This is a genomic window from Klebsiella sp. w6 (assembly GCF_033100215.1).
GTDB classification, from domain to species: domain Bacteria; phylum Pseudomonadota; class Gammaproteobacteria; order Enterobacterales; family Enterobacteriaceae; genus Klebsiella; species Klebsiella variicola.
In genome coordinates, this window is the sequence record NZ_CP136907.1 from 549825 (window position 1) to 573434 (window position 23610).

Annotated in this window: 21 protein-coding genes and 2 tRNA genes; 17 read left to right on the forward strand and 6 right to left on the reverse strand. The window is 55.4% G+C overall.

Annotated features, from left to right (window positions below; translation table 11 throughout):
- The first annotated feature begins 50 nt into the window (after nucleotides 1–50).
- From folP to R0140_RS02695, 5 genes are all read left to right on the forward strand, one after another.
- Nucleotides 51–899: a dihydropteroate synthase gene (folP, locus tag R0140_RS02675; protein ID WP_117122444.1), complete on the forward strand. Its 849-nt coding sequence runs from the start codon at nucleotides 51–53 to the stop codon at nucleotides 897–899.
- The gene (glmM, locus tag R0140_RS02680) at nucleotides 892–2229 is read left to right on the forward strand and encodes a phosphoglucosamine mutase (protein ID WP_002918370.1); all 1338 of its coding nucleotides are present in this window, start codon (nucleotides 892–894) and stop codon (nucleotides 2227–2229) included. Before folP ends, glmM begins: the two co-directional genes overlap by 8 nt.
- A gap of 229 nt (nucleotides 2230–2458) precedes the next feature.
- Nucleotides 2459–2788 (forward strand): preprotein translocase subunit SecG, encoded by a 330-nt coding sequence (gene secG, locus R0140_RS02685; RefSeq protein WP_002918369.1) that lies wholly within the window; start codon nucleotides 2459–2461, stop codon nucleotides 2786–2788.
- A gap of 9 nt (nucleotides 2789–2797) precedes the next feature.
- Nucleotides 2798–2884, forward strand: a tRNA-Leu gene (locus tag R0140_RS02690).
- A gap of 297 nt (nucleotides 2885–3181) precedes the next feature.
- A complete protein-coding gene (locus R0140_RS02695; protein ID WP_162493299.1) occupies nucleotides 3182–3430 on the forward strand; it encodes a hypothetical protein in 249 nt (82 codons plus the stop codon).
- A gap of 41 nt (nucleotides 3431–3471) precedes the next feature.
- Here the strand turns inward: R0140_RS02695 and R0140_RS02700 are convergent, their stop codons facing one another.
- The 3 genes from R0140_RS02700 to argG all read right to left on the reverse strand — a co-directional run bounded on the left by R0140_RS02700 (nucleotide 3472) and on the right by argG (nucleotide 6517).
- Nucleotides 3472–4023, reverse strand: coding sequence for a YfaZ family outer membrane protein (locus R0140_RS02700; RefSeq protein ID WP_032736457.1), 552 nt, complete (start codon nucleotides 4021–4023; stop codon nucleotides 3472–3474).
- A gap of 349 nt (nucleotides 4024–4372) precedes the next feature.
- Complete coding sequence (locus R0140_RS02705; protein WP_012540476.1) at nucleotides 4373–5002, reverse strand: winged helix-turn-helix transcriptional regulator; 630 nt, start codon at nucleotides 5000–5002, stop codon at nucleotides 4373–4375.
- Between the two features lie 171 nt (nucleotides 5003–5173).
- Nucleotides 5174–6517: an argininosuccinate synthase gene (gene argG, locus R0140_RS02710; RefSeq protein ID WP_008806631.1), complete on the reverse strand. Its 1344-nt coding sequence runs from the start codon at nucleotides 6515–6517 to the stop codon at nucleotides 5174–5176.
- Nucleotides 6518–6824: 307 nt separating this feature from the next.
- Here argG and R0140_RS02715 point away from each other — a divergent pair.
- The 12 genes from R0140_RS02715 to mtr all read left to right on the forward strand — a co-directional run bounded on the left by R0140_RS02715 (nucleotide 6825) and on the right by mtr (nucleotide 20526).
- Nucleotides 6825–6901 (forward strand) — tRNA-Met (locus R0140_RS02715).
- A gap of 208 nt (nucleotides 6902–7109) precedes the next feature.
- Nucleotides 7110–7562, forward strand: a complete 453-nt coding sequence (rimP, locus tag R0140_RS02720; RefSeq protein ID WP_002918364.1) for a ribosome maturation factor RimP — start codon at nucleotides 7110–7112, stop codon at nucleotides 7560–7562.
- Nucleotides 7563–7589: 27 nt separating this feature from the next.
- Complete coding sequence (gene nusA / locus R0140_RS02725) at nucleotides 7590–9077, forward strand: transcription termination factor NusA (protein WP_008806630.1); 1488 nt, start codon at nucleotides 7590–7592, stop codon at nucleotides 9075–9077.
- A 24-nt stretch (nucleotides 9078–9101) separates the two neighbouring features.
- Nucleotides 9102–11792, forward strand: a complete 2691-nt coding sequence (gene infB / locus R0140_RS02730; RefSeq protein WP_008806629.1) for a translation initiation factor IF-2 — start codon at nucleotides 9102–9104, stop codon at nucleotides 11790–11792.
- Nucleotides 11793–11894: 102 nt separating this feature from the next.
- The gene (gene rbfA / locus R0140_RS02735; RefSeq protein ID WP_002918248.1) at nucleotides 11895–12296 is read left to right on the forward strand and encodes a 30S ribosome-binding factor RbfA; all 402 of its coding nucleotides are present in this window, start codon (nucleotides 11895–11897) and stop codon (nucleotides 12294–12296) included.
- The gene (truB, locus tag R0140_RS02740; protein ID WP_008806628.1) at nucleotides 12296–13240 is read left to right on the forward strand and encodes a tRNA pseudouridine(55) synthase TruB; all 945 of its coding nucleotides are present in this window, start codon (nucleotides 12296–12298) and stop codon (nucleotides 13238–13240) included. Before rbfA ends, truB begins: the two co-directional genes overlap by 1 nt.
- 148 nt (nucleotides 13241–13388) lie before the next feature.
- Complete coding sequence (rpsO, locus tag R0140_RS02745; RefSeq protein WP_012540479.1) at nucleotides 13389–13658, forward strand: 30S ribosomal protein S15; 270 nt, start codon at nucleotides 13389–13391, stop codon at nucleotides 13656–13658.
- Nucleotides 13659–13900: 242 nt separating this feature from the next.
- Nucleotides 13901–16036 carry a polyribonucleotide nucleotidyltransferase gene (gene pnp / locus R0140_RS02750; RefSeq protein WP_008806626.1) on the forward strand — a complete coding sequence of 712 codons (2136 nt, stop codon included), beginning with the start codon at nucleotides 13901–13903 and terminating at the stop codon, nucleotides 16034–16036.
- Between the two features lie 108 nt (nucleotides 16037–16144).
- Nucleotides 16145–17029: a lipoprotein NlpI gene (gene nlpI / locus R0140_RS02755; RefSeq protein WP_002918241.1), complete on the forward strand. Its 885-nt coding sequence runs from the start codon at nucleotides 16145–16147 to the stop codon at nucleotides 17027–17029.
- A 104-nt stretch (nucleotides 17030–17133) separates the two neighbouring features.
- Nucleotides 17134–17214 carry a protein YrbN gene (gene yrbN, locus R0140_RS02760; protein ID WP_085903200.1) on the forward strand — a complete coding sequence of 27 codons (81 nt, stop codon included), beginning with the start codon at nucleotides 17134–17136 and terminating at the stop codon, nucleotides 17212–17214.
- Nucleotides 17207–19138 (forward strand): ATP-dependent RNA helicase DeaD, encoded by a 1932-nt coding sequence (gene deaD, locus R0140_RS02765; RefSeq protein WP_012540481.1) that lies wholly within the window; start codon nucleotides 17207–17209, stop codon nucleotides 19136–19138. Before yrbN ends, deaD begins: the two co-directional genes overlap by 8 nt.
- Nucleotides 19139–19281: 143 nt before the next feature.
- Nucleotides 19282–20526 carry a tryptophan permease gene (gene mtr / locus R0140_RS02770; RefSeq protein ID WP_012540482.1) on the forward strand — a complete coding sequence of 415 codons (1245 nt, stop codon included), beginning with the start codon at nucleotides 19282–19284 and terminating at the stop codon, nucleotides 20524–20526.
- Nucleotides 20527–20570: 44 nt separating this feature from the next.
- Here the strand turns inward: mtr and R0140_RS02775 are convergent, their stop codons facing one another.
- The 3 genes from R0140_RS02775 to R0140_RS02785 all read right to left on the reverse strand — a co-directional run bounded on the left by R0140_RS02775 (nucleotide 20571) and on the right by R0140_RS02785 (nucleotide 23601).
- Nucleotides 20571–21578, reverse strand: a complete 1008-nt coding sequence (locus R0140_RS02775; protein WP_022066332.1) for a luciferase-like monooxygenase — start codon at nucleotides 21576–21578, stop codon at nucleotides 20571–20573.
- Between the two features lie 143 nt (nucleotides 21579–21721).
- Nucleotides 21722–22600 carry a U32 family peptidase gene (locus R0140_RS02780; protein WP_008806623.1) on the reverse strand — a complete coding sequence of 293 codons (879 nt, stop codon included), beginning with the start codon at nucleotides 22598–22600 and terminating at the stop codon, nucleotides 21722–21724.
- Nucleotides 22601–22605: 5 nt separating this feature from the next.
- The gene (locus R0140_RS02785) at nucleotides 22606–23601 is read right to left on the reverse strand and encodes a ubiquinone anaerobic biosynthesis protein UbiU (RefSeq protein ID WP_004206164.1); all 996 of its coding nucleotides are present in this window, start codon (nucleotides 23599–23601) and stop codon (nucleotides 22606–22608) included.
- Between the last annotated feature and the right edge of the window lie 9 nt (nucleotides 23602–23610).

The following is a 23610-nucleotide window of genomic DNA, read 5'->3' on the forward strand; positions in this document are numbered from 1 at the left end:
CGCTCCGGGGTTTTTCTTTTTTTAACCTCTTCAGTCTCAGGGATTTTGTGATGAAACTTGTAGCCCAGGGCTCAACCCTCGATCTCTCTCATCCGCATGTGATGGGCATTGTTAATGTGACGCCCGACTCTTTCTCCGATGGCGGCGCTCACAACTCGCTGGTTGAGGCGGTGAAGCATGCCAATCTGATGATTAACGCCGGGGCGACCATCATTGATATCGGCGGTGAATCCACGCGGCCAGGGGCGGCTGAGGTGAGCGTAGAAGAGGAACTCGCGCGGGTGATCCCGGTTGTCGAAGCGATCGCTCAGCGCTTTGAAGTGTGGATCTCGGTGGATACGTCCAAACCGGAGGTTATCCGCGAATCGGCCCGGGCCGGGGCGCATATCATTAACGATATTCGTTCGCTGACCGAACCTGGCGCGCTGCAGGCCGCTGCGGAAACCGGGCTGCCGGTGTGTCTGATGCATATGCAGGGTCAGCCGAAAACCATGCAGGAGGCGCCGAAATATGAGGATGTCTTCTCCGATGTCGAGCGCTTTTTTGCAGAACATATTGTGCGCTGCGAGCAGGCGGGGATCGCAAAAGAAAAATTGCTGCTCGACCCGGGATTCGGTTTCGGTAAAAATCTCTCCCATAATTATCAACTGCTGGCCAGGCTGGGTGAATTTCACCACTTTGGGCTGCCTCTGCTGGTCGGTATGTCGCGTAAGTCGATGGTAGGTCAGTTGCTGAACGTCGGGCCGTCGGAACGGCTGAACGGCAGCCTGGCGTGTGCCGTCATTGCAGCAATGCAGGGCGCGCAGATAATCCGCGTCCATGATGTCAAAGAAACGGTAGAAGCGCTGCGCGTGGTGGAAGCCACCCTCGCCGCTAAGGGAAAAAAACGTTATGAGTAACCGCAAGTATTTTGGCACCGATGGTATTCGTGGCCGCGTCGGCGATGCGCCGATCACTCCGGAATTTGTGCTTAAGCTGGGCTGGGCGGCGGGGAAAGTGTTAGCGCGCCACGGCTCGCGTAAAATTATCATCGGCAAGGATACCCGTATTTCGGGCTATATGCTGGAGTCCGCGCTGGAAGCTGGGCTGGCGGCCGCGGGGCTCTCTGCGTCGTTCACCGGGCCAATGCCGACACCGGCCATCGCCTACCTGACGCGCGCCTTCCGCGCCGAGGCGGGGATCGTTATTTCAGCTTCGCATAACCCTTTCTACGACAACGGTATTAAATTCTTCTCCATTGAGGGCACCAAGCTGCCGGATGATGTGGAAGAGGCGATTGAAGCCGAAATGGAGAAAGAACTCACCTGCGTGGATTCGGCAGAGCTGGGCAAAGCCAGCCGTATCGTTGATGCCGCCGGGCGCTACATTGAATTTTGTAAAGGCACCTTTCCCAACGAACTGAGCCTCGGCACGCTGAAAGTGGTGGTGGATTGCGCGCACGGTGCGACCTATCACATTGCCCCCAATGTCTTCCGCGAGCTGGGCGCCCAGGTTATCGCGATGGGCTGCGAGCCTGATGGCCTCAACATCAACGAAGAGGTCGGCGCCACCGACGTGCGTGCGCTGCAGGCGCGCGTGCTGGCGGAGAAAGCCGATCTGGGTATTGCCTACGACGGCGATGGCGATCGGGTGATCATGGTTGACCATGAAGGCAATAAAGTCGATGGCGACCAGATCCTCTACATCATCGCCCGGGAAGGGCTGCGTCAGGGGCAGCTGCGCGGCGGCGCCGTGGGCACGCTGATGAGTAATATGGGACTGGAGCTGGCGCTCAAGCAGTTAGGCATCCCGTTTGCCCGCGCGAAGGTCGGTGACCGTTATGTGCTGGAGATGCTGCAGGAAAAAGGCTGGCGCATTGGTGCGGAAAACTCAGGCCACGTGATCCTGCTGGATAAAACCACCACCGGCGATGGCATCGTCGCCAGTCTGCAGGTGGTCGCGGCGATGGTACGTAACCATATGAGTCTGCATGACCTTTGCAGTGGCATGAAGATGTTCCCTCAGCTACTGGTGAATGTGCGTTTTACCGAAGGCAGCGGTAACCCACTGGAGAACGAGCATGTCAAAGCGGTGACCGCAGAAGTGGAAGCAGCGTTAGGGAAACGCGGCCGTGTCCTGCTGCGTAAATCCGGAACGGAGCCGCTGATCCGCGTCATGGTGGAAGGCGAGCATGAAGATCAGGTGCACGAGTTTGCGCATCGCATCGCCGAAGCGGTAAAAAGCGTCTAAGCTTGCCGGCTAAGTGGTTAAAAAGGCGGCGCTTGCCGCCTTTTTTATGATAGAAAACCGGCTTTTTGCTGTTTTTTTCTGCAGTTGATACAATGTGTCGAAATTGCCCTTGCGAAGGTCATTCGCTTTGGTTAGTATTCACACCCGCTTCAGTGGGAAACGTTAAAACGTCCCGCTTTATTGGTCGAAGCACTTGGTATGCGGCAAATCCGCAAGGAACAGGTTGATTATGTACGAAGCTCTTTTGGTTGTTTTCCTTATTGTAGCGATTGGCCTTGTTGGTCTGGTTATGCTGCAGCAAGGTAAAGGCGCTGATATGGGAGCCTCCTTCGGTGCAGGTGCTTCCGGCACACTGTTTGGGTCCAGCGGTTCTGGCAACTTCATGACCCGTATGACCGGCATCCTGGCTGCGCTGTTCTTCATCATCAGTCTGGCGCTGGGTAATATCAACAGCAACAAGACCAGTAAAGGAAGTGAGTGGGATAACCTGAGCGCACCGAAAACGGAGCAAACTCAGCCAACTGCGCCGGCTCAGCCGACCAGCGACATCCCGCACTAAGTATTCTGTACCGAGGTGGTGGAATTGGTAGACACGCTACCTTGAGGTGGTAGTGCCCTAACGGGCTTGTGGGTTCGAGTCCCATCCTCGGTACCAATATTCCAGAAAAAAGACGCTGAAAAGCGTCTTTTTTTGTTTTTGTCCCCTCCGGCCATTTAATTATAAACATCTCTTTGCTGGTTCCCTTCTTTTACTGTCGTTAAAGTCGCCTCGTCAAATTAACAGAGGTGAAGTGACATAATGAACAAGATCGGGTTGCTTATCGTCGCCGGTGTGCTCGGTTTAGCAGGGTGCAGTTCAACATCACCCTCCCAAACGGTGGAGACGATTAATGCGCTAACGGTACCGGTATCGCACAGTGAGCCTGGGGCGACAGCGAATAATGCCCAGGCGGTGACGCGCTATTTCCAGGATAATACGGCACTGATTGGTCGCCTTAACCATTCGTTGAAAAATCATTATTTGCAGGATGTGGAGCGCCGCGATGTGTTTGACAGACATAGTGAGGCGTACCAGGTGTATGGCGCCCTGACCCGTCTGGAGCAGATGGCGTCCATGAATGATGTTTACCGTAAAGAGAATAATGTTGCCGGTCTGCAGGAGATCAACCGCGTGCTGAAAAGCGTGCCGTTGGCCAGCTGAGAGAAGACAGGGACTGCCGGACAGCAATCCCTGTGTAAGGATTAAAAGCGGAAGTTAACCCCGGCATAGGCCCCGTCGGCAAGGGTGTTGTCACGATTGCCATCTTTCCCCGCCATATCGATATAACGATAGCCTGCTTCGATATTCAGAGACGGGAGTACGTTAATACGTAATCCGGCATTGGCCTCCACATAATCATCGACGCCGCTGGACATTGAGTCCGGCGAGTAATACCCCTCACCGAAGAGCGTGAAGTACTGGCCGAGGGGCAGCTCTGCGCCGCCGCCAGCGGCGATGGCATAGCCTTCATCACCATCTTTGGGATTCAGATAGACGCCTTTACCGCCCAGCGTCATCAGAAAAGGTCCAAGGTTAAAGTTGTAGCCCATTCCCAGCCCTACGCTGTCCCCGTCATTGTCGCTGTGAGCCCACTGGGTATTGAACGTCATACCCGGTTCCCCGGCGCCAAAGCTGGCGGACAGATTGGTGAACTCGGCACCGGCTTCACCATGCAGGTTAACGGATGCGCAGACGGCGCTGCCGGCCCCCAGGGCGATCATCACGGCAAACAATTTTGGAGCAATCGACTTCATTGTTGAATTCCTTCAGATAAAAAAAAGCCCGATACGGGCGTTCGGGCAAAATTAACGGGTTCTTGGATCTCATCGTTATGGTCGCTGCAGACGGCAGGCGAGGGGGTCAACTCCCGCTACCGCTGCTCACGCCTGGCCGATTTCCGGGGCATATCCTGAGCCGGTGCAGGCCCGGCGGTTAACGCCGTGAGTGGTTGCCTGCTGGTCGAGCCCAGGGACATGTTGTCCGCCGGTAAATTCAGGTGCTCAGCATAAAATTTTTCTTTTTTTACCGTTAGCGTTTATTAATTTAAATTTAAACATTTTCAACATTGAGGCGAGTAACAACAAATAAAGGTGACTGACGCGGTCAAAATTTTTCAGGAAGTGAGGTGATGCTTTGCAAATAACCGCCGCGGGCGAAAGCAATATAACCACCTTTCTTTAATGCTGACAAGACATTGAGAATACTGCTGCGCGACAGGTGGGTCCTGTCCTGAATATATTCAAGAATAGACACGCGCAGTCGGGTCTCTGCGGTTAATAGCATCATTTCCAGCAGATGGTTACGGATCACTGAATAGGTTCGCTGTTGCAGGACCAGATCGTCACGATATACCAGGTAAGAAGTATGATAGGCCAGCAGGCTGGTCACCTCCTCCCACAGGTTATGCTGACGAAAGAGCGCGGAAGCCAGGTCATAGTCGATGCGTAGCAGTTCGGAAGAGACTTCCGCTCGCAGGCTATGGCTGCGGCTGGGCTGTAGCATTTCCGCCACGCCGAAAAGGTGGGGCTCATAGACGGTCACCATCAATAGCTTGTCGGAATTCCGAATAATCGATAGCTCGCCTTTTTTAAAAATAAAGAGCTGGGTTTTGCCTTTATATTCCCAGGTGAGTCTTTTTCTGGCGATCGCGTTAACGGGCGTCGCGTGTGGCTCAAGCACATCGATCAGTCGGTCAATGGCCTTTTGCGGCCTGATCGGCGGTTTAATATTCATGATGTTTATCACCAGATATGAATTAATCAATTGAGGCTATTATAGTCAACAATTTTGCTGACCGGGCGATAAGGAAAAAATGCCTCTTTTCAATTTTTCTGGCGCTGACAGGGAACAAAAAATAAAAAGCCGGCGGAGGGCCGCCGGCGGGGAGCAAACATCGTCAGGCGATTATTTGCCTTTGTTTTCCAGATTCTCAACCTGCGGTAAACCGGTTGCCGAGGAGGCGCTCAGCAGGCCAGACTGGGCATAGCCGAACAGCTTCTCGCGGGTATCGGTGATATCCAGATTACGCATGGTCAGCTGACCGATACGGTCTTCGGCGGTAAACATGGAATCGCCTTTTTCCATGGTCAGACGCTCTGCTTTATAGGTCAGGTTGTCTGAAACGGTATTGAGGATCGAGTAGTCGTTACCGCGACGCAACTCAAGGGTAACTTCGCCGGTGATCTGGCTCGCGACCCAGCGCTGCAGAGAATCACGCAGCATCAGCGCCTGGGAATCGAACCAGCGTCCCTGATACAGCAGGCGGCCCAGCTGACGACCGTGGGCATGGTATTGCTCGATTGTGTCTTCGTTATGGATACCGGTCAGCAGACGCTCGTAGGCGATATGCAGCAGCGCCATCCCGGGGGCTTCATAAATACCGCGGCTTTTCGCTTCGATAATGCGGTTTTCAATCTGATCGCTCATCCCCAGACCGTGGCGGCCGCCGATGCGGTTGGCTTCCAGCATCATCTCGACGTCGTCAGCGAAGGTTTTGCCATTCAGCGCCACCGGATGGCCTTGCTCAAAGCGTACGGTTACCTCTTCCGCTGGGATCTTCACGTTTTCGTCCCAGAACTTCACGCCCATAATCGGGTTGACGATTTTCACGCTGGAATTGAGGAATTCGAGGTCTTTCGCTTCGTGCGTCGCGCCGAGCATGTTGGAGTCAGTGGAATAGGCTTTTTCAACCGACATCTTGTAGTCAAAGCCGCAGGCGATCATAAATTCGGACATTTCGTGCCGGCCGCCGAGCTCATCGATGAAATCACTGTCCAGCCACGGCTTGTAAATCTGCAGTTCAGCATTGGTCAGCAGGCCGTAACGATAGAAACGTTCGATATCGTTGCCTTTATAGGTGCTGCCATCGCCCCAGATGTTGACGCCATCTTCTTTCATTGCCGCCACCAGCATGGTGCCGGTGACCGCGCGGCCCAGCGGCGTGGTGTTGAAGTAGGTCAACCCACCGGTGGTGTTATGGAAAGCGCCACACTGAATCGCCGCGATCCCTTCTGCGACCAGCTGTTTGCGGCAGTCGATCAGACGGGCACCTTCAGCGCCATACTCTTTCGCGCGGCGCGGAATAGCATCGTAGTCGTCTTCGTCCGGTTGACCTAGGTTAGCGGTATATGCATAAGGCACGGCGCCTTTTTTGCGCATCCATAACAGCGCGGCGCTGGTATCCAGTCCACCAGAGAAAGCGATACCAATACGTTGACCAACCGGGAGATGCTTGAGAATCGTCGTCATAAAATAAAACCCTGCTCGATAGACTGTGGTGAGTTCGACTCAACAACCTTAACTGCATTTTTATGCATTAATTGTGAGTATTCATTTAACCATCTTTTACTGGCGACAGGAAGGGCTTCATCATCTTTTTGCTAAAAAAGCCTGAAATACCAGCACAAACGGCAATCGGGGGCGATAAAAAGCATGTTGACAAAATATACTAATTGCCGATACAATTCACCCCGATTTTATGTCCCGTCTTCGGTACCAAATCCCAGCAGTATTTGCGTCTTTTGCTCAATAAGAGTAAAATACGCCACGTTTCAGGCGCGGGGTGGAGCAGCCTGGTAGCTCGTCGGGCTCATAACCCGAAGGTCGTCGGTTCAAATCCGGCCCCCGCAACCACTTTCCCATTAAGTACTTTTTCAAATATACTGTGAGGACTAAGTGTCCTTCGTAGCCGAATTTGAAAGAATTCTTGCGGAAGGTGTTCCAGATCGCCATGGCGATCTCAGGGTTCAGTTATCTAAAGCCCCGATTTATCGGGGTTTTTTGTTATCTGACTTCAGAATAACTGGGCTATACGCCCTTTTTTTATGTCTTGGGGGTGGGTTTGTCCACATTAGAGCAAAAATTGACAGAGATGCTCACAGCGCCGGTTGAAGCGCTTGGCTTTGAGCTGGTCGGCATCGAATTTATTCGCGGTCGCACATCCACACTGCGCATCTATATTGATAGTGAAGATGGCATCAACGTTGATGATTGTGCTGATGTGAGCCACCAGGTAAGCGCCGTCATGGATGTTGAAGACCCGATCACTGTCGCTTACAACCTGGAAGTCTCTTCGCCTGGTCTCGACCGTCCGATGTTCACCGCCGAACACTACCAACGTTTCACTGGCGAAGAAGTTGCGCTGGTGCTGCGCATGGCGGTTCAGAACCGTCGCAAATGGCAGGGCATTATCAAAGCGGTAGACGGTGAAATGATCACGGTAACCGTCGAAGGCAAAGATGAAGTGTTCGCGCTGAGTAACATCCAGAAGGCGAACCTGGTTCCCCACTTTTAACAGTCTGGATTGAGGTGAAAGGCCCCGATGAACAAAGAAATTTTGGCTGTTGTTGAAGCCGTTTCCAACGAAAAAGCGCTGCCGCGCGAGAAAATTTTCGAAGCGCTGGAAAGCGCGCTGGCAACGGCCACCAAGAAAAAATACGAACAAGAGATCGACGTTCGCGTAGAAATCGACCGTAAGAGCGGCGATTTCGACACCTTCCGTCGCTGGCTGGTTGTTGAAGAGGTGACTCAGCCGACGCGCGAGATCACGCTGGAAGCAGCGCGTTACGAAGATGAAAGCATGAACGTCGGCGACTATGTCGAAGATCAGATTGAATCTGTTACCTTCGACCGTATCACCACGCAGACCGCTAAACAGGTTATCGTGCAGAAAGTCCGCGAAGCCGAGCGCGCGATGGTGGTCGATCAGTTCCGCGAGCACGAAGGTGAGATCATCACCGGCGTGGTGAAAAAAGTGAACCGCGACAACATCACCCTGGATCTGGGCAACAACGCTGAAGCCGTGATCCTGCGTGAAGATATGCTGCCGCGTGAAAACTTCCGTCCGGGCGACCGCATCCGCGGCGTACTGTACGCTGTCCGTCCGGAAGCGCGTGGCGCCCAGCTGTTCGTGACCCGTTCCAAACCTGAGATGCTGATCGAATTGTTCCGCATTGAAGTGCCGGAAATCGGTGAAGAAGTGCTGGAGATCAAAGCGGCGGCTCGCGATCCGGGCTCTCGTGCCAAAATCGCGGTGAAAACCAACGACAAGCGCATCGACCCGGTTGGCGCTTGCGTCGGTATGCGCGGTGCGCGCGTGCAGGCCGTCTCTACTGAGCTGGGCGGCGAACGCATCGATATCGTCCTGTGGGATGATAACCCGGCGCAGTTCGTGATCAACGCCATGGCGCCGGCAGACGTCGCGTCTATCGTGGTGGATGAAGATAAACACACCATGGATATCGCGGTAGAAGCGGGCAACCTGGCGCAGGCGATTGGCCGTAACGGTCAGAACGTTCGTCTGGCTTCGCAGCTCAGCGGCTGGGAACTCAACGTGATGACCGTTGACGACCTGCAGGCTAAGCACCAGGCGGAAGCGCATGCCGCTATCGATACCTTCACCAAATATCTCGATATTGATGAAGATTTCGCGACAGTGCTGGTTGAAGAAGGCTTCTCCTCGCTGGAAGAGCTGGCCTATGTGCCGATGAAAGAACTGCTGGAAATCGACGGTCTGGATGAAGCCACCGTTGAAGCACTTCGTGAGCGTGCGAAAAACGCACTGACTACGCTGGCGCTGGCTCAGGAAGAAAGCCTGGGAGATAACAAACCTGCCGATGATTTGTTGAATCTGGAAGGTCTGGATCGTGCCCTGGCATTCAAACTGGCTGCCCGTGGTGTTTGTACGCTGGAAGATCTCGCCGAGCAGGGCGTTGATGACCTGGCTGATATCGAAGGGATGACCGACGAGAAAGCTGGCGAGCTCATCATGGCCGCTCGCAACATTTGTTGGTTCGGCGACGAAGCGTAATAAACTGTAGCAGGAAGGAACAGCATGACAGATGTGACTATTAAAGCGCTGGCCTCAGAGATTCAGACCTCTGTGGATCGCCTGATACAGCAATTTGCTGACGCAGGCATCCGCAAATCGGCTGATGATTCTGTGACCGCGCAAGAGAAACAAACTTTGTTGACGCACCTGAACCGTGAACACGGCTCGGCGCCCGACAAGCTGACGTTGCAGCGTAAAACCCGCAGCACGTTGAATATTCCAGGTACCGGTGGAAAGAGTAAATCGGTACAAATCGAAGTCCGCAAGAAACGCACCTTTGTGAAACGCGATCCGCAAGAGGCTGAACGTCTGGCCGCGGAAGAGCAGGCGCAGCGTGAAGCGGAAGAGCAGGCCCGTCGTGAAGCTGAAGAAGCAGCGAAACGCGAGGCGCAATTAAAAGCTGAACGTGAGGCCGCAGAACAAGCTAAACGTGAAGTCGCTGATAAAGCTAAACGTGAAGCTGCGGAAAAAGACAAAGTGAGCAATCAACATACCGACGAAATGACCAAAACCGCCCAGGCTGAAAAGATCCGCCGTGAGAACGAAGCCGCGGAACTGAAGCGCAAATCGGAAGAAGAAGCACGCCGCAAACTTGAAGAAGAAGCGCGCCGTGTAGCGGAAGAAGCACGCCGTATGGCAGAAGAAAACGAAAAAAATTGGTCTGAAACCTCAGACAGCCCGGAAGATAGCAGCGACTATCACGTCACTACGTCACAGCATGCTCGTCAGGCTGAAGATGATAACGATCGTGAAGTTGAAGGCGGTCGCGGCCGTAGCCGTAGCAGCAAAGCGGCGCGTCCGGCGAAGAAAGGCAACAAACACGCTGAATCTAAAGCTGATCGTGAAGAAGCCCGTGCGGCCGTTCGCGGTGGTAAAGGCGGTAAGCACCGTAAAGGTTCCGCTCTGCAGCAGGGCTTCCAGAAGCCGGCGCAGGCCGTTAACCGTGACGTTATCATCGGCGAAACCATCACCGTTGGTGAACTGGCTAACAAGATGGCGGTGAAAGGTTCTCAGGTCATCAAAGCGATGATGAAACTGGGCGCCATGGCGACCATTAACCAGGTCATCGACCAGGAAACCGCGCAGCTGGTTGCCGAAGAGATGGGCCACAAAGTTATCCTGCGTCGTGAAAACGAACTGGAAGAAGCGGTAATGAGCGACCGTGACACCGGCGCTGCGGCTGAACCGCGCGCACCGGTCGTGACCATCATGGGTCACGTTGACCACGGTAAAACCTCGCTGCTGGACTATATTCGTTCTACTAAGGTTGCCTCCGGCGAAGCGGGTGGTATTACCCAGCACATCGGTGCTTACCACGTAGAAACCGACAACGGCATGATCACCTTCCTGGACACCCCGGGCCACGCCGCGTTTACCTCCATGCGTGCTCGTGGTGCGCAGGCGACGGATATCGTGGTTCTGGTGGTGGCGGCAGACGACGGCGTGATGCCGCAGACCATCGAAGCTATCCAGCACGCTAAAGCGGCGCAGGTACCGGTGGTGGTTGCGGTGAACAAAATCGATAAGCCAGAAGCTGATCCGGATCGCGTGAAGAATGAACTGTCCCAGTACGGCATCCTGCCGGAAGAGTGGGGCGGCGAGAGCCAGTTCGTCCACGTTTCCGCGAAAGCCGGTACCGGCATCGACGACCTGCTGGACGCGATTCTGCTGCAGGCTGAAGTTCTTGAACTGAAAGCTGTACGTAACGGTATGGCGAGCGGCGCGGTCATCGAGTCCTTCCTCGATAAAGGTCGTGGCCCGGTGGCTACCGTTCTGGTTCGCGAAGGTACTCTGCATAAGGGCGATATTGTCCTGTGTGGCTTTGAATATGGCCGCGTGCGTGCGATGCGTGACGAACTGGGTCGCGAAGTGCTGGAAGCGGGTCCGTCCATTCCGGTGGAAATCCTCGGTCTGTCCGGTGTGCCGGCTGCGGGTGATGAAGTGACTGTGGTTCGTGACGAGAAAAAAGCGCGTGAAGTGGCACTGTATCGTCAGGGCAAATTCCGTGAAGTTAAGCTCGCGCGTCAGCAGAAATCTAAGCTGGAAAACATGTTCGCTAACATGACCGAAGGCGAAGTTCACGAAGTGAACATCGTGCTGAAAGCGGACGTACAGGGTTCTGTCGAAGCGATTTCCGATTCCTTACTGAAACTGTCTACCGACGAAGTGAAAGTGAAGATCATCGGTTCCGGCGTAGGTGGTATCACCGAAACCGACGCGACCCTGGCAGCAGCATCCAACGCGATTCTGGTTGGCTTCAACGTTCGTGCCGATGCCTCTGCGCGTAAAGTTATCGAAGCGGAAAGCCTGGATCTGCGTTATTACTCCGTCATCTATAACCTGATCGACGAAGTGAAAGCGGCGATGAGCGGCATGCTGTCTCCGGAACTGAAACAGCAGATCATCGGTCTGGCTGAAGTGCGTGATGTGTTCAAATCGCCGAAATTCGGCGCCATCGCGGGCTGTATGGTTACCGAAGGGACGATCAAACGTCACAACCCAATCCGCGTCCTGCGTGACAACGTGGTTATCTATGAAGGCGAGCTGGAATCCCTGCGCCGCTTCAAAGATGACGTTAACGAAGTCCGTAACGGCATGGAATGTGGTATCGGTGTGAAGAACTACAACGACGTTCGCGTTGGCGATATGATCGAAGTGTTCGAAATCATCGAAATCCAGCGTAGCATCGATTAATCATTTGATGGCTAAGCAGCCGGGGAAGCGAAGCGCCACCCGGCAATCATTTTAAAAAGGGGCTTTTGGCCCCTTTTTTGTCTTTATTCTGGAGAACTTATTATGGCGAAAGAATTTGGTCGCCCGCAGCGTGTGGCCCAGGAGATGCAAAAAGAGATTGCCATCATCCTGCAACGTGAAATCAAAGATCCGCGTCTGGGTATGATGACCACCGTTTCCGGTGTGGAAATGTCCCGTGACCTGGCCTATGCCAAGGTGTATGTCACCTTCCTCAACGACAAAGATGAAGCCGCGGTGAAAGCGGGCATCAAAGCGCTGCAGGAAGCTTCTGGTTTTATCCGCTCCCTGCTGGGTAAAGCGATGCGTCTGCGTATCGTGCCGGAACTGACTTTCTTCTACGACAACTCGCTGGTGGAAGGGATGCGTATGTCCAACCTGGTCACCAGCGTGGTGAAACACGACGATGAACGTCGTGTGAACCCGGACGACAGCAAGGAGGACTGATGAGTCGTCCTCGTCGTCGCGGCCGCGACGTGCACGGCGTATTGTTGCTGGACAAGCCTCAGGGCGCTTCCAGCAACGATGTGCTGCAGAAAGTAAAGCGTATTTATAACGCCAACCGCGCTGGCCATACCGGCGCGCTGGATCCGCTGGCGACCGGTATGCTGCCAGTGTGTCTTGGCGAAGCGACCAAGTTTTCCCAGTATCTGCTGGACTCCGATAAGCGTTATCGCGTGATCGCCAAACTGGGCCAGCGCACGGATACCTCCGATGCCGACGGTCAGGTGGTGGAAGAGCGTCCGCTAACCTTTAGCGACGAGCAGCTGGCGGCGGCGCTGGATAGTTTCCGCGGCGAGACGCAGCAGGTACCGTCGATGTACTCGGCGCTGAAGTATCAGGGCAAGAAGCTGTACGAGTATGCTCGTCAGGGCATTGAGGTCCCGCGTGAAGCCCGGCCGATTACGGTCTATGAGCTGCTGTTTATTCGCCATGAAGGCGATGAACTGGAGCTGGAGATCCACTGCTCGAAAGGCACCTACATCCGGACGATTATCGATGATTTAGGTGAAAAGCTCGGCTGCGGCGCGCACGTGATTTTCCTGCGTCGCCTGGCGGTGAGCAAATACCCGGTTGAGCGGATGGTGACCCTCGAGCAGCTGCAGGCGCTGGTCGATCAGGCGGCAGCGCAGGATATTCCTGCCGCGCAGCTGCTTGATCCGCTGCTGATGCCGATGGACAGCCCGGCGTCGGACTATCCGCTGGTGGCGATTCCGGAGACCTCCGCGGTTTACTTTAAAAACGGTAACCCGGTTCGTCAGTCAGGCGCGCCGCTTAACGGGCTGGTGCGGGTGATGGAAAACGAATCCGGCAAGTTTCTCGGCATGGGCGAAATTGACGATGAAGGCCGCGTGGCGCCGCGTCGTCTGGTGGTGGAATACCCGGCGTAAGCGCTTTTCTTGCGATAAAAGCCTGCTACGAGTAGAATATCGCCGCTTAACGTCCGCTAAAGTGTTTTAACATTTTCGGGCGTTGCATCAGGGGTCGCTGAATTAGAGATCGGCACCCTTTCTTTCTTTTAATTTTTGGAGTTCTAAAATGTCTCTAAGCGTTGAAGCTAAAGCAAAAATCGTTTCTGAGTTTGGTCGTGGCGAAAACGACAGCGGTTCTACCGAAGTTCAGGTTGCACTGCTGACTGCACAGATCAACCACCTGCAGGGCCACTTTGCAGAGCACAAAAAAGATCACCACAGCCGTCGTGGTCTGCTGCGCATGGTTTCTCAGCGTCGTAAACTGCTCGACTACCTGAAACGTAAAGATGTTGCACGTTACGCTGCGCTGATCGAGCGTCTGGGTCTGCGTCGCTAATTCTGCGAGTTTCAGAAAAAGGGGCCTGACGGCCCCTTTTTTCGACCGGGCGGCAGCAATTCATTCAAAACTCATGTATTGTTGCTAGTAATGATCTTCATGCAGAGGTTCGCGCGGCTAATGAGAGGCTTCATCCGCAGGGGCGGGTAAAGGTTGTCATTAGTCGCGAGGATGCAGAGGATCGGGTCAATAGACGCTATATCTTTGATATGGCGTGATTTATAGATAAAAAGGATAGAATTTTGCTTAATCCGATCGTTCGTAAATTCCAGTACGGCCAGCATACCGTAACCCTGGAAACCGGCATGATGGCGCGCCAGGCAACGGCCGCTGTGATGGTTAGCATGGATGACACCGCGGTATTCGTGACCGTTGTGGGTCAGAAAAAAGCGAAGCCAGGCCAGGACTTTTTCCCGCTGACTGTTAACTACCAGGAGCGTACTTACGCTGCCGGTAAAATCCCGGGTGGTTTCTTCCGTCGTGAAGGCCGTCCAAGCGAAGGCGAAACCCTGATCGCGCGTCTGATTGACCGCCCGGTTCGCCCGCTGTTCCCGGAAGGCTTCGTTAACGAAGTTCAGGTTATCGCCACCGTCGTTTCCGTTAACCCGCAGGTTAACCCGGATATCGTCGCGATGATCGGCGCTTCCGCTGCGCTGTCCCTGTCTGGTATTCCGTTCAATGGCCCAATCGGCGCCGCGCGCGTGGGTTACATCAACGACCAGTACGTACTGAACCCAACCCAGGAAGAACTGAAGTCCAGCAAACTGGATCTGGTGGTTGCCGGTACTGAAGCGGCCGTGCTGATGGTTGAATCCGAGGCTGAACTGCTGAGCGAAGACCAGATGCTGGGCGCGGTGGTCTTCGGCCACGAGCAGCAGCAGATTGTTATTCAGAACATCAACGACCTGGTGAAAGAAGCCGGTAAACCGCGTTGGGACTGGCAGCCGGAAGCCGTCAACGAAGCGCTGAACGCGCGCGTGGCTGCGCTGGCTGAATCCCGCCTGAGCGATGCTTACCGTATCACCGACAAACAAGAGCGTTACGCTCAGGTTGACGTGATCAAATCTGAAACCATCGCCACGCTGGTAGCAGAAGATGAAACCCTGGACGCTAACGAGCTGGGTGAAATCCTGCACGCCATCGAGAAAAACGTGGTTCGTAGCCGCGTACTGGCAGGCGAGCCGCGTATCGATGGCCGCGAAAAAGACATGATCCGTGGTCTGGACGTTCGTACCGGCGTACTGCCGCGTACTCATGGTTCCGCACTGTTCACCCGTGGCGAAACGCAGGCGCTGGTTACCGCGACTCTGGGTACCGCACGCGACGCGCAGAACATCGACGAACTGATGGGCGAGCGCACCGACTCCTTCCTGTTCCACTACAACTTCCCTCCGTACTCCGTAGGCGAAACTGGCATGGTGGGTTCTCCGAAGCGTCGTGAAATCGGTCACGGTCGTCTGGCTAAGCGCGGCGTATTGGCCGTGATGCCGACTATAGACGAATTCCCGTACACCGTTCGCGTGGTGTCTGAAATCACCGAATCCAACGGTTCTTCTTCCATGGCCTCCGTCTGTGGCGCCTCTCTGGCGCTGATGGATGCGGGTGTGCCGGTGAAAGCCGCCGTTGCGGGTATCGCAATGGGTCTGGTGAAAGAAGGCGACAACTTCGTCGTTCTGTCTGACATCCTGGGTGACGAAGACCACCTTGGCGATATGGACTTCAAAGTTGCGGGTTCCCGCGACGGTATCTCTGCGCTGCAGATGGATATCAAAATTGAAGGTATCACCAAAGAAATCATGCAGGTTGCTCTGAACCAGGCTAAAGGTGCGCGTCTGCACATCCTGGGCGTGATGGAGCAGGCGATTAACGCGCCGCGCGGCGATATCTCTGAATTCGCACCGCGTATCCACACCATCAAGATCAACCCGGACAAGATCAAAGACGTTATCGGTAAAGGCGGTTCTGTTATCCGTGCCCTGACCGAAGAAACCGGCACCACCATCGAAATCGAAGATGACGGTACCGTGAAGATCGCAGCGACCGACGGCGATAAAGCACAGCATGCTATCCGTCGTATCGAAGAGATCACCGCTGAGATCGAAGTTGGCCGCATCTACAATGGTAAAGTGACCCGTATCGTTGACTTTGGCGCGTTCGTTGCCATCGGCGGCGGTAAAGAAGGTCTGGTTCACATCTCGCAGATCGCTGATAAGCGCGTTGAGAAAGTGACTGACTACCTGCAGATGGGTCAGGAAGTGCCGGTTAAGGTTCTGGAAGTTGACCGCCAGGGCCGTGTTCGTCTGAGCATCAAAGAAGCAACTGAACAGACTCCGTCTGCCGCAGCGCCGGAAGCTCCGGTCGCCGAGCAGGGCGAGTAAGGTTGCCGTTAGCCCTCCGCTTTTGCGGAGGGCGTTTTACGGGCAGGACGCCTCGTTTGCAGCCGGGGAACAGGACGTTCATCCAATCGTTGTCTTCGGGAGTGGGAAATGAAGCCTTTTTTGCGCTGGTGTTTCGTGGCGACAGCTCTCACGCTGGCAGGATGCAGTAGCACCGCCTGGCGTAAGGACGCCGTCCTCGCAGTACCATTGCAACCGACTTTACAGCAAGAAGTGATTCTGGCACGCATGGAACAAATTCTTGCCAGTCGGGCTTTATCCGATGACGAACGCGCACAGCTTTTATATGAGCGCGGAGTGTTGTATGATAGTCTCGGTCTGAGGGCATTAGCGCGAAATGATTTTTCACAAGCGCTGGCAATCCGACCCGATATGCCTGAAGTATTCAATTACTTAGGCATTTACTTAACGCAGGCAGGCAATTTTGATGCTGCCTATGAAGCGTTTGATTCTGTACTTGAGCTTGATCCAACTTACAACTACGCGCACTTGAACCGCGGTATCGCCCTGTATTACGGCGGCCGGGCTAAGTTAGCGCAAGATGATCTGCTGGCGTTTTATCAAGACGATCCCAATGATCCTTTCCGTAGCCTGTGGCTTTATATCGCCGAGCGTAAACTCGACGAGAAGCGGGCGCTTGAAGCACTCAGAGAGCGCTTAAACAAGTCGGACAAAGAGCAATGGGGATGGAACATTGTCGAGTTCTACCTTGGCGACATTAGCGAAAAAGAGCTGATGACTCGTCTGAAGGCAGACGCAACGGATAACACCTCGCTCGCTGAGCATCTCAGTGAAACCAACTTCTATTTAGGTAAGTACTACCTAAGTCTGGGGGACAAGGACAGCGCTACGGCACTGTTCAAACTGGCGGTCGCTAACAACGTACATAACTACGTTGAGCACCGATACGCATTGTTGGAATTATCGCTCTTGGGCCAGGAGCAAGATGACCTGGCAGAATCGGACCAGCAATAGCTGACGAACACATCAGCCCATAGTTTTTTGCTTGCCATCACCTTTGCGGGTGAGGGCGTTGTTGTTCGTTAATACACCTACTTTGAGCCGGTTCACACTTTTCAATGAAAATTACCGTAAATTTTCACGATGAGTTATGTAGACTGGCCGCCATTAATTTTGAGGCACACGTACTACATGGCTGAATTCGAAACCACTTTTGCAGATCTGGGCCTGAAGGCTCCCATCCTTGAAGCGCTTAACGATCTGGGTTACGAAAAACCATCTCCGATCCAGGCTGAGTGCATTCCGCATCTGCTGGACGGCCGCGATGTTCTGGGTATGGCCCAGACCGGTAGCGGTAAAACCGCAGCGTTCTCTTTACCGCTGCTGAACAACATTGATCCTGAGCTGAGAGCACCACAGATTCTGGTGCTGGCGCCGACCCGCGAACTGGCGGTACAGGTTGCTGAAGCAATGACGGAATTCTCTAAACATATGCGCGGCGTAAACGTGGTTGCCCTGTACGGCGGCCAGCGTTATGACGTGCAGCTGCGCGCTCTGCGTCAGGGTCCGCAGATCGTTGTCGGTACCCCGGGTCGTCTGCTGGACCACCTCAAGCGCGGCACGCTGGATCTCTCTAAACTGAGCGGTCTGGTACTGGACGAAGCCGATGAAATGCTGCGCATGGGCTTTATCGAAGACGTAGAAACCATTATGGCGCAGATCCCGGAAGGTCATCAGACCGCGCTGTTCTCTGCCACCATGCCGGAAGCGATTCGTCGCATTACCCGCCGCTTTATGAAAGAGCCGCAGGAAGTGCGCATTCAGTCCAGCGTCACCACGCGCCCGGACATCAGCCAGAGCTACTGGACGGCCTACGGCATGCGTAAAAACGAAGCGCTGGTGCGCTTCCTGGAAGCGGAAGACTTTGATGCGGCGATTATCTTCGTGCGTACCAAAAACGCGACCCTGGAAGTGGCTGAAGCGCTGGAGCGTAGCGGCTATAACAGCGCCGCGCTGAACGGCGATATGAACCAGGCGCTGCGTGAGCAGACGCTGGAGCGTCTGAAAGACGGTCGTCTGGACATTCTGATCGCTACCGACGTTGCGGCCCGTGGTCTGGACGTTGAGCGTATCAGCCTGGTTGTTAACTATGACATCCCGATGGATTCCGAGTCTTACGTTCACCGTATCGGCCGTACCGGTCGTGCGGGTCGTGCTGGCCGCGCCCTGCTGTTCGTTGAGAACCGCGAGCGTCGCCTGCTGCGTAACATCGAACGTACGATGAAACTGACGATCCCTGAAGTAGAACTGCCAAACGCAGAACTGCTGGGCAAACGTCGCCTGGAAAAATTCGCGGCTAAAGTTCAGCAGCAGCTGGAAAGCAGCGATCTGGACCAGTACCGTGCGCTGCTGGCGAAAATCCAGCCGACGGCGGAAGGCGAAGAGCTGGACGTGGAAACGCTGGCCGCCGCGCTGCTGAAAATGGCCCAGGGCGAACGTTCTCTGATCGTCCCGCCGGATGCGCCGATGCGTCCTAAGCGTGAGTTCCGCGATCGTGATGACCGTTTCGAGCGTCGTGGCGACCGTAATGACCGCGGCCCGCGTGGCGATCGTGAAGATCGTCCGAAGCGTGAGCGTCGTGATGTTGGCGAGATGGAACTGTACCGCATTGAAGTAGGCCGTGATGACGGCGTTGAAGTTCGTCATATCGTTGGCGCGATCGCTAACGAAGGCGATATCAGCAGCCGTTACATCGGTAACATCAAGCTGTTCGGTTCTCACTCCACCATCGAACTGCCGAAAGGTATGCCGGGCGAAGTACTGCAGCACTTTACTCGCACCCGCATCCTGAACAAACCGATGAACATGCAGCTGATGGGCGATGCGCAGCCGCGCACTGAACGTCGTGGCGGCGGTGAACGTCGTGAAGGCGGCCGTGGTTTCGGCGGTGAGCGTCGTGAAGGCGGCCGTAGCTTCGGTGGCGAACGTCGTGAAGGCGGTCGTGGTGATGGTCGTCGTTTCAGCGGCGAACGTCGTGAAGGCCGTGCGCCGCGTCGTGACGATGCAGCTGCGCCGCGCCGTGATGACTCCGCTGGTCGTCGTCGTTTCGGTGGCGATGCGTAATTAGCGCAACACGCTAGCGTAAAGTAAATAATACAGCCCCGATCGTCATGATTGGGGCTTTTTTTATTTCTTTTGTACTCGTGTACTGGTACAGTGCGTCGCACCCATTGTGGGAAAGTTTTTTTGACTGGAGATTTCGGTAAATGGCGACACTAACCACTACGACCACCCGACCGTCCCTGTTTGGCGGCGTGGTGATTATCGGCGGCACGATTATTGGCGCGGGCATGTTCTCGCTGCCGGTGGTGATGTCCGGCGCGTGGTTCTTCTGGTCGCTGGCGGCGCTGGTTTTTACCTGGTTCTGCATGCTGCACTCCGGACTGATGATCCTGGAAGCCAACCTCAACTACCGGATTGGCTCCAGTTTCGACACCATCACCAAAGACCTGCTCGGTAAGGGCTGGAACCTGGTGAACGGCGTGTCGATCGCCTTTGTGCTGTATATCCTGACCTACGCCTATATTTCGGCGAGTGGTTCGATCCTGCACCATACCTTCAGTGAAATGTCGCTGAACGTACCGGCGCGCGCGGCGGGCTTCGGCTTTGCGCTTCTGGTGGCATTTATTGTCTGGATGAGCACCAAAGCGGTGAGCCGCATGACGGCTATCGTGCTCGGCGCCAAGGTCATCACCTTCTTCCTGACCTTCGGCAGCCTGCTGGGACACGTCGAACCGACGACGCTGTTTAACGTCGCGGAAAAGAATGCCTCCTATGCGCCCTACCTGCTGATGACGCTGCCGTTCTGCCTGGCCTCGTTTGGCTATCACGGTAACGTGCCGAGCCTGATGAAATATTATGGTAAGGATCCGCGCACCATTACCCGCTGTCTGATTTACGGTACGCTGCTGGCGCTGGGTCTGTACGTGGTCTGGCTGCTGGTGACGATGGGCAATATCCCGCGTCCGCAGTTTATCGATATTGCGCAGAAGGGCGGTAACATTGATGTACTGGTACAGGCCCTGAGCGGCGTACTGAATAACCGCGGCCTGGATCTGCTGCTGGTAGTGTTCTCCAACTTTGCCGTCGCGAGTTCGTTCCTCGGCGTGACGCTGGGTCTGTTCGACTATCTGGCGGATCTGTTTGGCTTTGACGATAGCGCGATGGGGCGCTTTAAAACCGCGCTGTTGACCTTTATCCCGCCGATGCTCGGTGGGCTGGTGAAACCAGATGGTTTCCTTTACGCCATCGGCTATGCCGGCCTGGCGGCGACGGTATGGGCGGCCATTGTGCCGGCGTTGCTGGCCCGCGCTTCGCGTAAACGCTTCGGCAGCCCACAGTTCCGCGTGTGGGGCGGAAAAGCGATGATTGTGCTGATCCTGCTCTTTGGTCTCGGCAACGCGGTGGTGCACTTCCTGTCGAGCTTTAATCTGCTGCCGGTTTATCAGTAAGGTTAATGCCCGGTGGCATAACATCCACCGGGCTGACGTTTGTGTTACCCCAACAGCTCCTCTTTCACCTGCATCGCCAAATCAAACGAATGCAGGCGAGCCTGATGGTCGAAGATCTGGCCGTTGACCATGATTTCATCCGCCTTGGTTTCGCGCAGAATGGACTCTAAGCCGTGGCGGACTTTCGTTTTATCGCCGACCAGCGACATGCTTAACGCCTGCTGCACGCCATACTGCTCGGACGCTGACCACAGCTGATGCATATTTTCCACCGGCGGCGGCAGCTGTCCGGTTTCGCCGCGCCGCAGCTTAACGAACGCCTGCTGCATAGAGGTAAAGAGGAACTCCGCATCGCGGTTGCTGTCGGCGGCGATAATATTGATACACACCATCGCGTACGGTTTTTCCAGCCGCGCCGAAGGTTTGAAATTGCTGCGATACAGATGCAGCGCCTGGAACAGCATATCCGGCGCGAAATGCGAGGCGAAAGCAAACGGCAGGCCGAGCTGCGCCGCCAGCTGGGCGCTGTACAGGCTTGAGCCCAGCAGCCACACCGGAATTCGTTCGCCATAGCCGGGAACCGGACGCACGTGCGGGTTCGGATCGCGGGCGTCAAACCAGTCCACCAGTTCCGCCACGTCGCGCGGGAAGTTATCGACATCGCCGCTCATATGGCGGCGCAGGGCGCGCATGGTCGGCTGATCGCTGCCTGGCGCGCGGCCAAGGCCGAGATCGATACGCCCGGGATAAAGGGTATTCAGGGTGCCGAACTGCTCGGCGATCACCAGCGGTGAGTGGTTGGGCAGCATCACCCCGCCGGAACCGAGATGCAGAGTGGTGGTATTGGCGGCGAGATAGCCTATCAGCACTGAGGTCGCCGCGCTGGCAATGCCGACCATATTATGGTGCTCCGCCAGCCAGTAGCGGTGATAGCCGCGCGATTCGGCCAGCCTGGCGAGATCCAGAGAGTGGGTAAAGGCTTCTTTGGCAGAAGATCCTTGCGGGATCGGCGCCAGGTCGAGCACCGAGAACGGAACAGATTTGTCAGTCATAAAGGCTCACTTTGCTACAGCATCGTCATCAGATTGAAGGTCTTCTTCCAGCCTGGCGCATCCTGGACGCGCCAGCCAGAAAAGCTGCATCTTTAATAATGCATTAAAATCTGAGCACTGTTGTTAACAAAGTGAGCGGTTTATCAGGCTTGCAGCACCAGACCGGGCAGCCGTTTCCAGTAGCCGTTGCAATCACTATTGCTGGTAAGATCCAGTGGCGCAGCACCGTTTTCGTTGGCGCGGAAGGCCTCTAGCATAGCGAAGGTTTCGTTGCCCATCGGCGACAGGCGCACCATATCCACCAGGCCGTGCATCGAGGTTAACTCGTTGCCAAGGTTATAGACGTAGCCGCTCATCGTCTGGATACCGTTGAGCACGAACACCTGCTGGTTCTCCTGCGACAGCATGCTGCGTCCGGTCGGGTACTTGATGCAGCAGGTTTCGCATTCGTCCTTTGGCCGGTCTTCCGAGCGGGCGGTAAAGCAGCGCGCGGAATAGGCCAGCGGCAGATGGCCGTAGCTCAGCACTTCCACTTCAAACTGGTTGCGAATACCCAGCTCTTCGCACTGGGTCAGTAAATTTGCCAGCCAGTCGCGGGAAAGCTCTACCGGCATGCACCAACGCATCATGCCTTGTTTGAGCAGCAGGCGCAGAGTGACGGCGTTATAGCAGTTCAGCGCATGCCCGGCAACGAACGGCAGCTTGCGTTCGGCGCAGAGGTTCACCACGCCAAGGTCGCTGGCCTCAATCAGGAACTCGCCGTTAGCGACATAGCGCTTCAGTTCGCCCAGTTCGGAAGAGGCCTGCACCAGCGCGAGGGTAGACAGCACCACCTGTTTGCCGCTACCGGCCAGCGCTTTTGCCATCTCGATCCAGTCGCCAACTTTGGTGGCGCGGCGTTTGCTGCACACGGCTTCGCCGAGATAAATGGTGTCGGCGCTGCTGTTTGCCGCCTGCTGGTAAAAATCTTCCAGCGTCTCTTTTGGCCAGTAGTACAGCACCGGCCCTAATGAATATTTCATGTTTCTCACTGCCATTTACGGTGATAGGCGCCAAGGGTGGTTTGCGTCCCTTCGGACATCGAACCAAGGGTTTCCATCCAGGCGGATTGCGGCACAAAATTCTGCGGATCGGCTTTGCAGCGGTCGATCGCCTGGCGCCAGACTTTCGCCACCTGGGTGACGTACGCCGGGCTGCGCTGACGGCCTTCGATTTTCACCGAGGCGATATTGGCGGCCATCAGCTCCGGCAACAGCTCCAGGGTGTTTAGGCTGGTGGGTTCTTCCAGTGCGTGATAGCGCTCGCCATCGACCAGATAGCGGCCTTTGCACAGCGTCGGATAGCCTGCGTTTTCGCCATCCTGATAGCGGTCGATCAGCACCTCATTAAGGCGAGATTCCAGCCCCTGCGGCGTTTGCTGCCAACGCACGAAGCGGGCAGGTGAACAGGCGCCGACGGTATTCGGCGATTCGCCGGTCAGGTAGGAAGAGAGATAGCAGCGGCCTTCCGCCATGATGCACAGGCTACCGAAGGCGAAGACTTCCAGCGGCACCGGCGTGGCACGGGCCAACTGCTTCACCTGGTGAATAGATAACACTCGTGGTAGTACGACGCGTGCCACGTCAAAGTTGCGATGATAGAAGCGAATGGCCTCTTCATTGGTGGCGGAAGCCTGCACCGAAACGTGACGCTCAATGTGTGGATAACGCTCCGCGGCATACTCCAGCATGGCGATATCGGCCAGGATCAGCGCATCGGCGCCCAGCTGGGCGGCCATGTCCACCGCGCGCTGCCAGCGGGCGTAGCCGTCGGGATGGGCGAAGGTGTTGATCGCAATATGTAGCTTACGACGGTGCTGATGCACAAAGCTGACGGCTTCCTGCAGTTTCTTTTCGGTGAAATTAAGGCCGGCAAAGTGGCGGGCGTTGGTGTCATCTTTCAGCCCGATATAGACGGCATCGGCGCCGTTTTCGATGGCCGCCTTAAGCGCCGGAAGGTTACCGGCTGGGCAGAGCAGCTCCATAATTTTTCC

Bases quoted from the DNA above. Each gene is read 5' to 3' on its own strand.
- rbfA (WP_002918248.1), top strand. From the start codon at position 11,895: ATGGCGAAAGAATTTGGTCGCCCGCAGCGTGTGGCCCAGGAGATGCAA.
- yrbN (WP_085903200.1), top strand. From the start codon at position 17,134: ATGAAAATTACCGTAAATTTTCACGATGAGTTATGTAGACTGGCCGCC.
- mtr (WP_012540482.1), top strand. From the start codon at position 19,282: ATGGCGACACTAACCACTACGACCACCCGACCGTCCCTGTTTGGCGGC.
- R0140_RS02775 (WP_022066332.1), bottom strand. From the start codon at position 21,578: ATGACTGACAAATCTGTTCCGTTCTCGGTGCTCGACCTGGCGCCGATC.
- infB (WP_008806629.1), top strand. From the start codon at position 9,102: ATGACAGATGTGACTATTAAAGCGCTGGCCTCAGAGATTCAGACCTCT.
- R0140_RS02780 (WP_008806623.1), bottom strand. From the start codon at position 22,600: ATGAAATATTCATTAGGGCCGGTGCTGTACTACTGGCCAAAAGAGACG.
- nlpI (WP_002918241.1), top strand. From the start codon at position 16,145: ATGAAGCCTTTTTTGCGCTGGTGTTTCGTGGCGACAGCTCTCACGCTG.
- R0140_RS02700 (WP_032736457.1), bottom strand. From the start codon at position 4,023: ATGAAGTCGATTGCTCCAAAATTGTTTGCCGTGATGATCGCCCTGGGG.
- glmM (WP_002918370.1), top strand. From the start codon at position 892: ATGAGTAACCGCAAGTATTTTGGCACCGATGGTATTCGTGGCCGCGTC.
- rpsO (WP_012540479.1), top strand. From the start codon at position 13,389: ATGTCTCTAAGCGTTGAAGCTAAAGCAAAAATCGTTTCTGAGTTTGGT.
- argG (WP_008806631.1), bottom strand. From the start codon at position 6,517: ATGACGACGATTCTCAAGCATCTCCCGGTTGGTCAACGTATTGGTATC.
- truB (WP_008806628.1), top strand. From the start codon at position 12,296: ATGAGTCGTCCTCGTCGTCGCGGCCGCGACGTGCACGGCGTATTGTTG.
- secG (WP_002918369.1), top strand. From the start codon at position 2,459: ATGTACGAAGCTCTTTTGGTTGTTTTCCTTATTGTAGCGATTGGCCTT.
- nusA (WP_008806630.1), top strand. From the start codon at position 7,590: ATGAACAAAGAAATTTTGGCTGTTGTTGAAGCCGTTTCCAACGAAAAA.
- deaD (WP_012540481.1), top strand. From the start codon at position 17,207: ATGGCTGAATTCGAAACCACTTTTGCAGATCTGGGCCTGAAGGCTCCC.
- R0140_RS02785 (WP_004206164.1), bottom strand. From the start codon at position 23,601: ATGGAGCTGCTCTGCCCAGCCGGTAACCTTCCGGCGCTTAAGGCGGCC.
- R0140_RS02705 (WP_012540476.1), bottom strand. From the start codon at position 5,002: ATGAATATTAAACCGCCGATCAGGCCGCAAAAGGCCATTGACCGACTG.
- folP (WP_117122444.1), top strand. From the start codon at position 51: ATGAAACTTGTAGCCCAGGGCTCAACCCTCGATCTCTCTCATCCGCAT.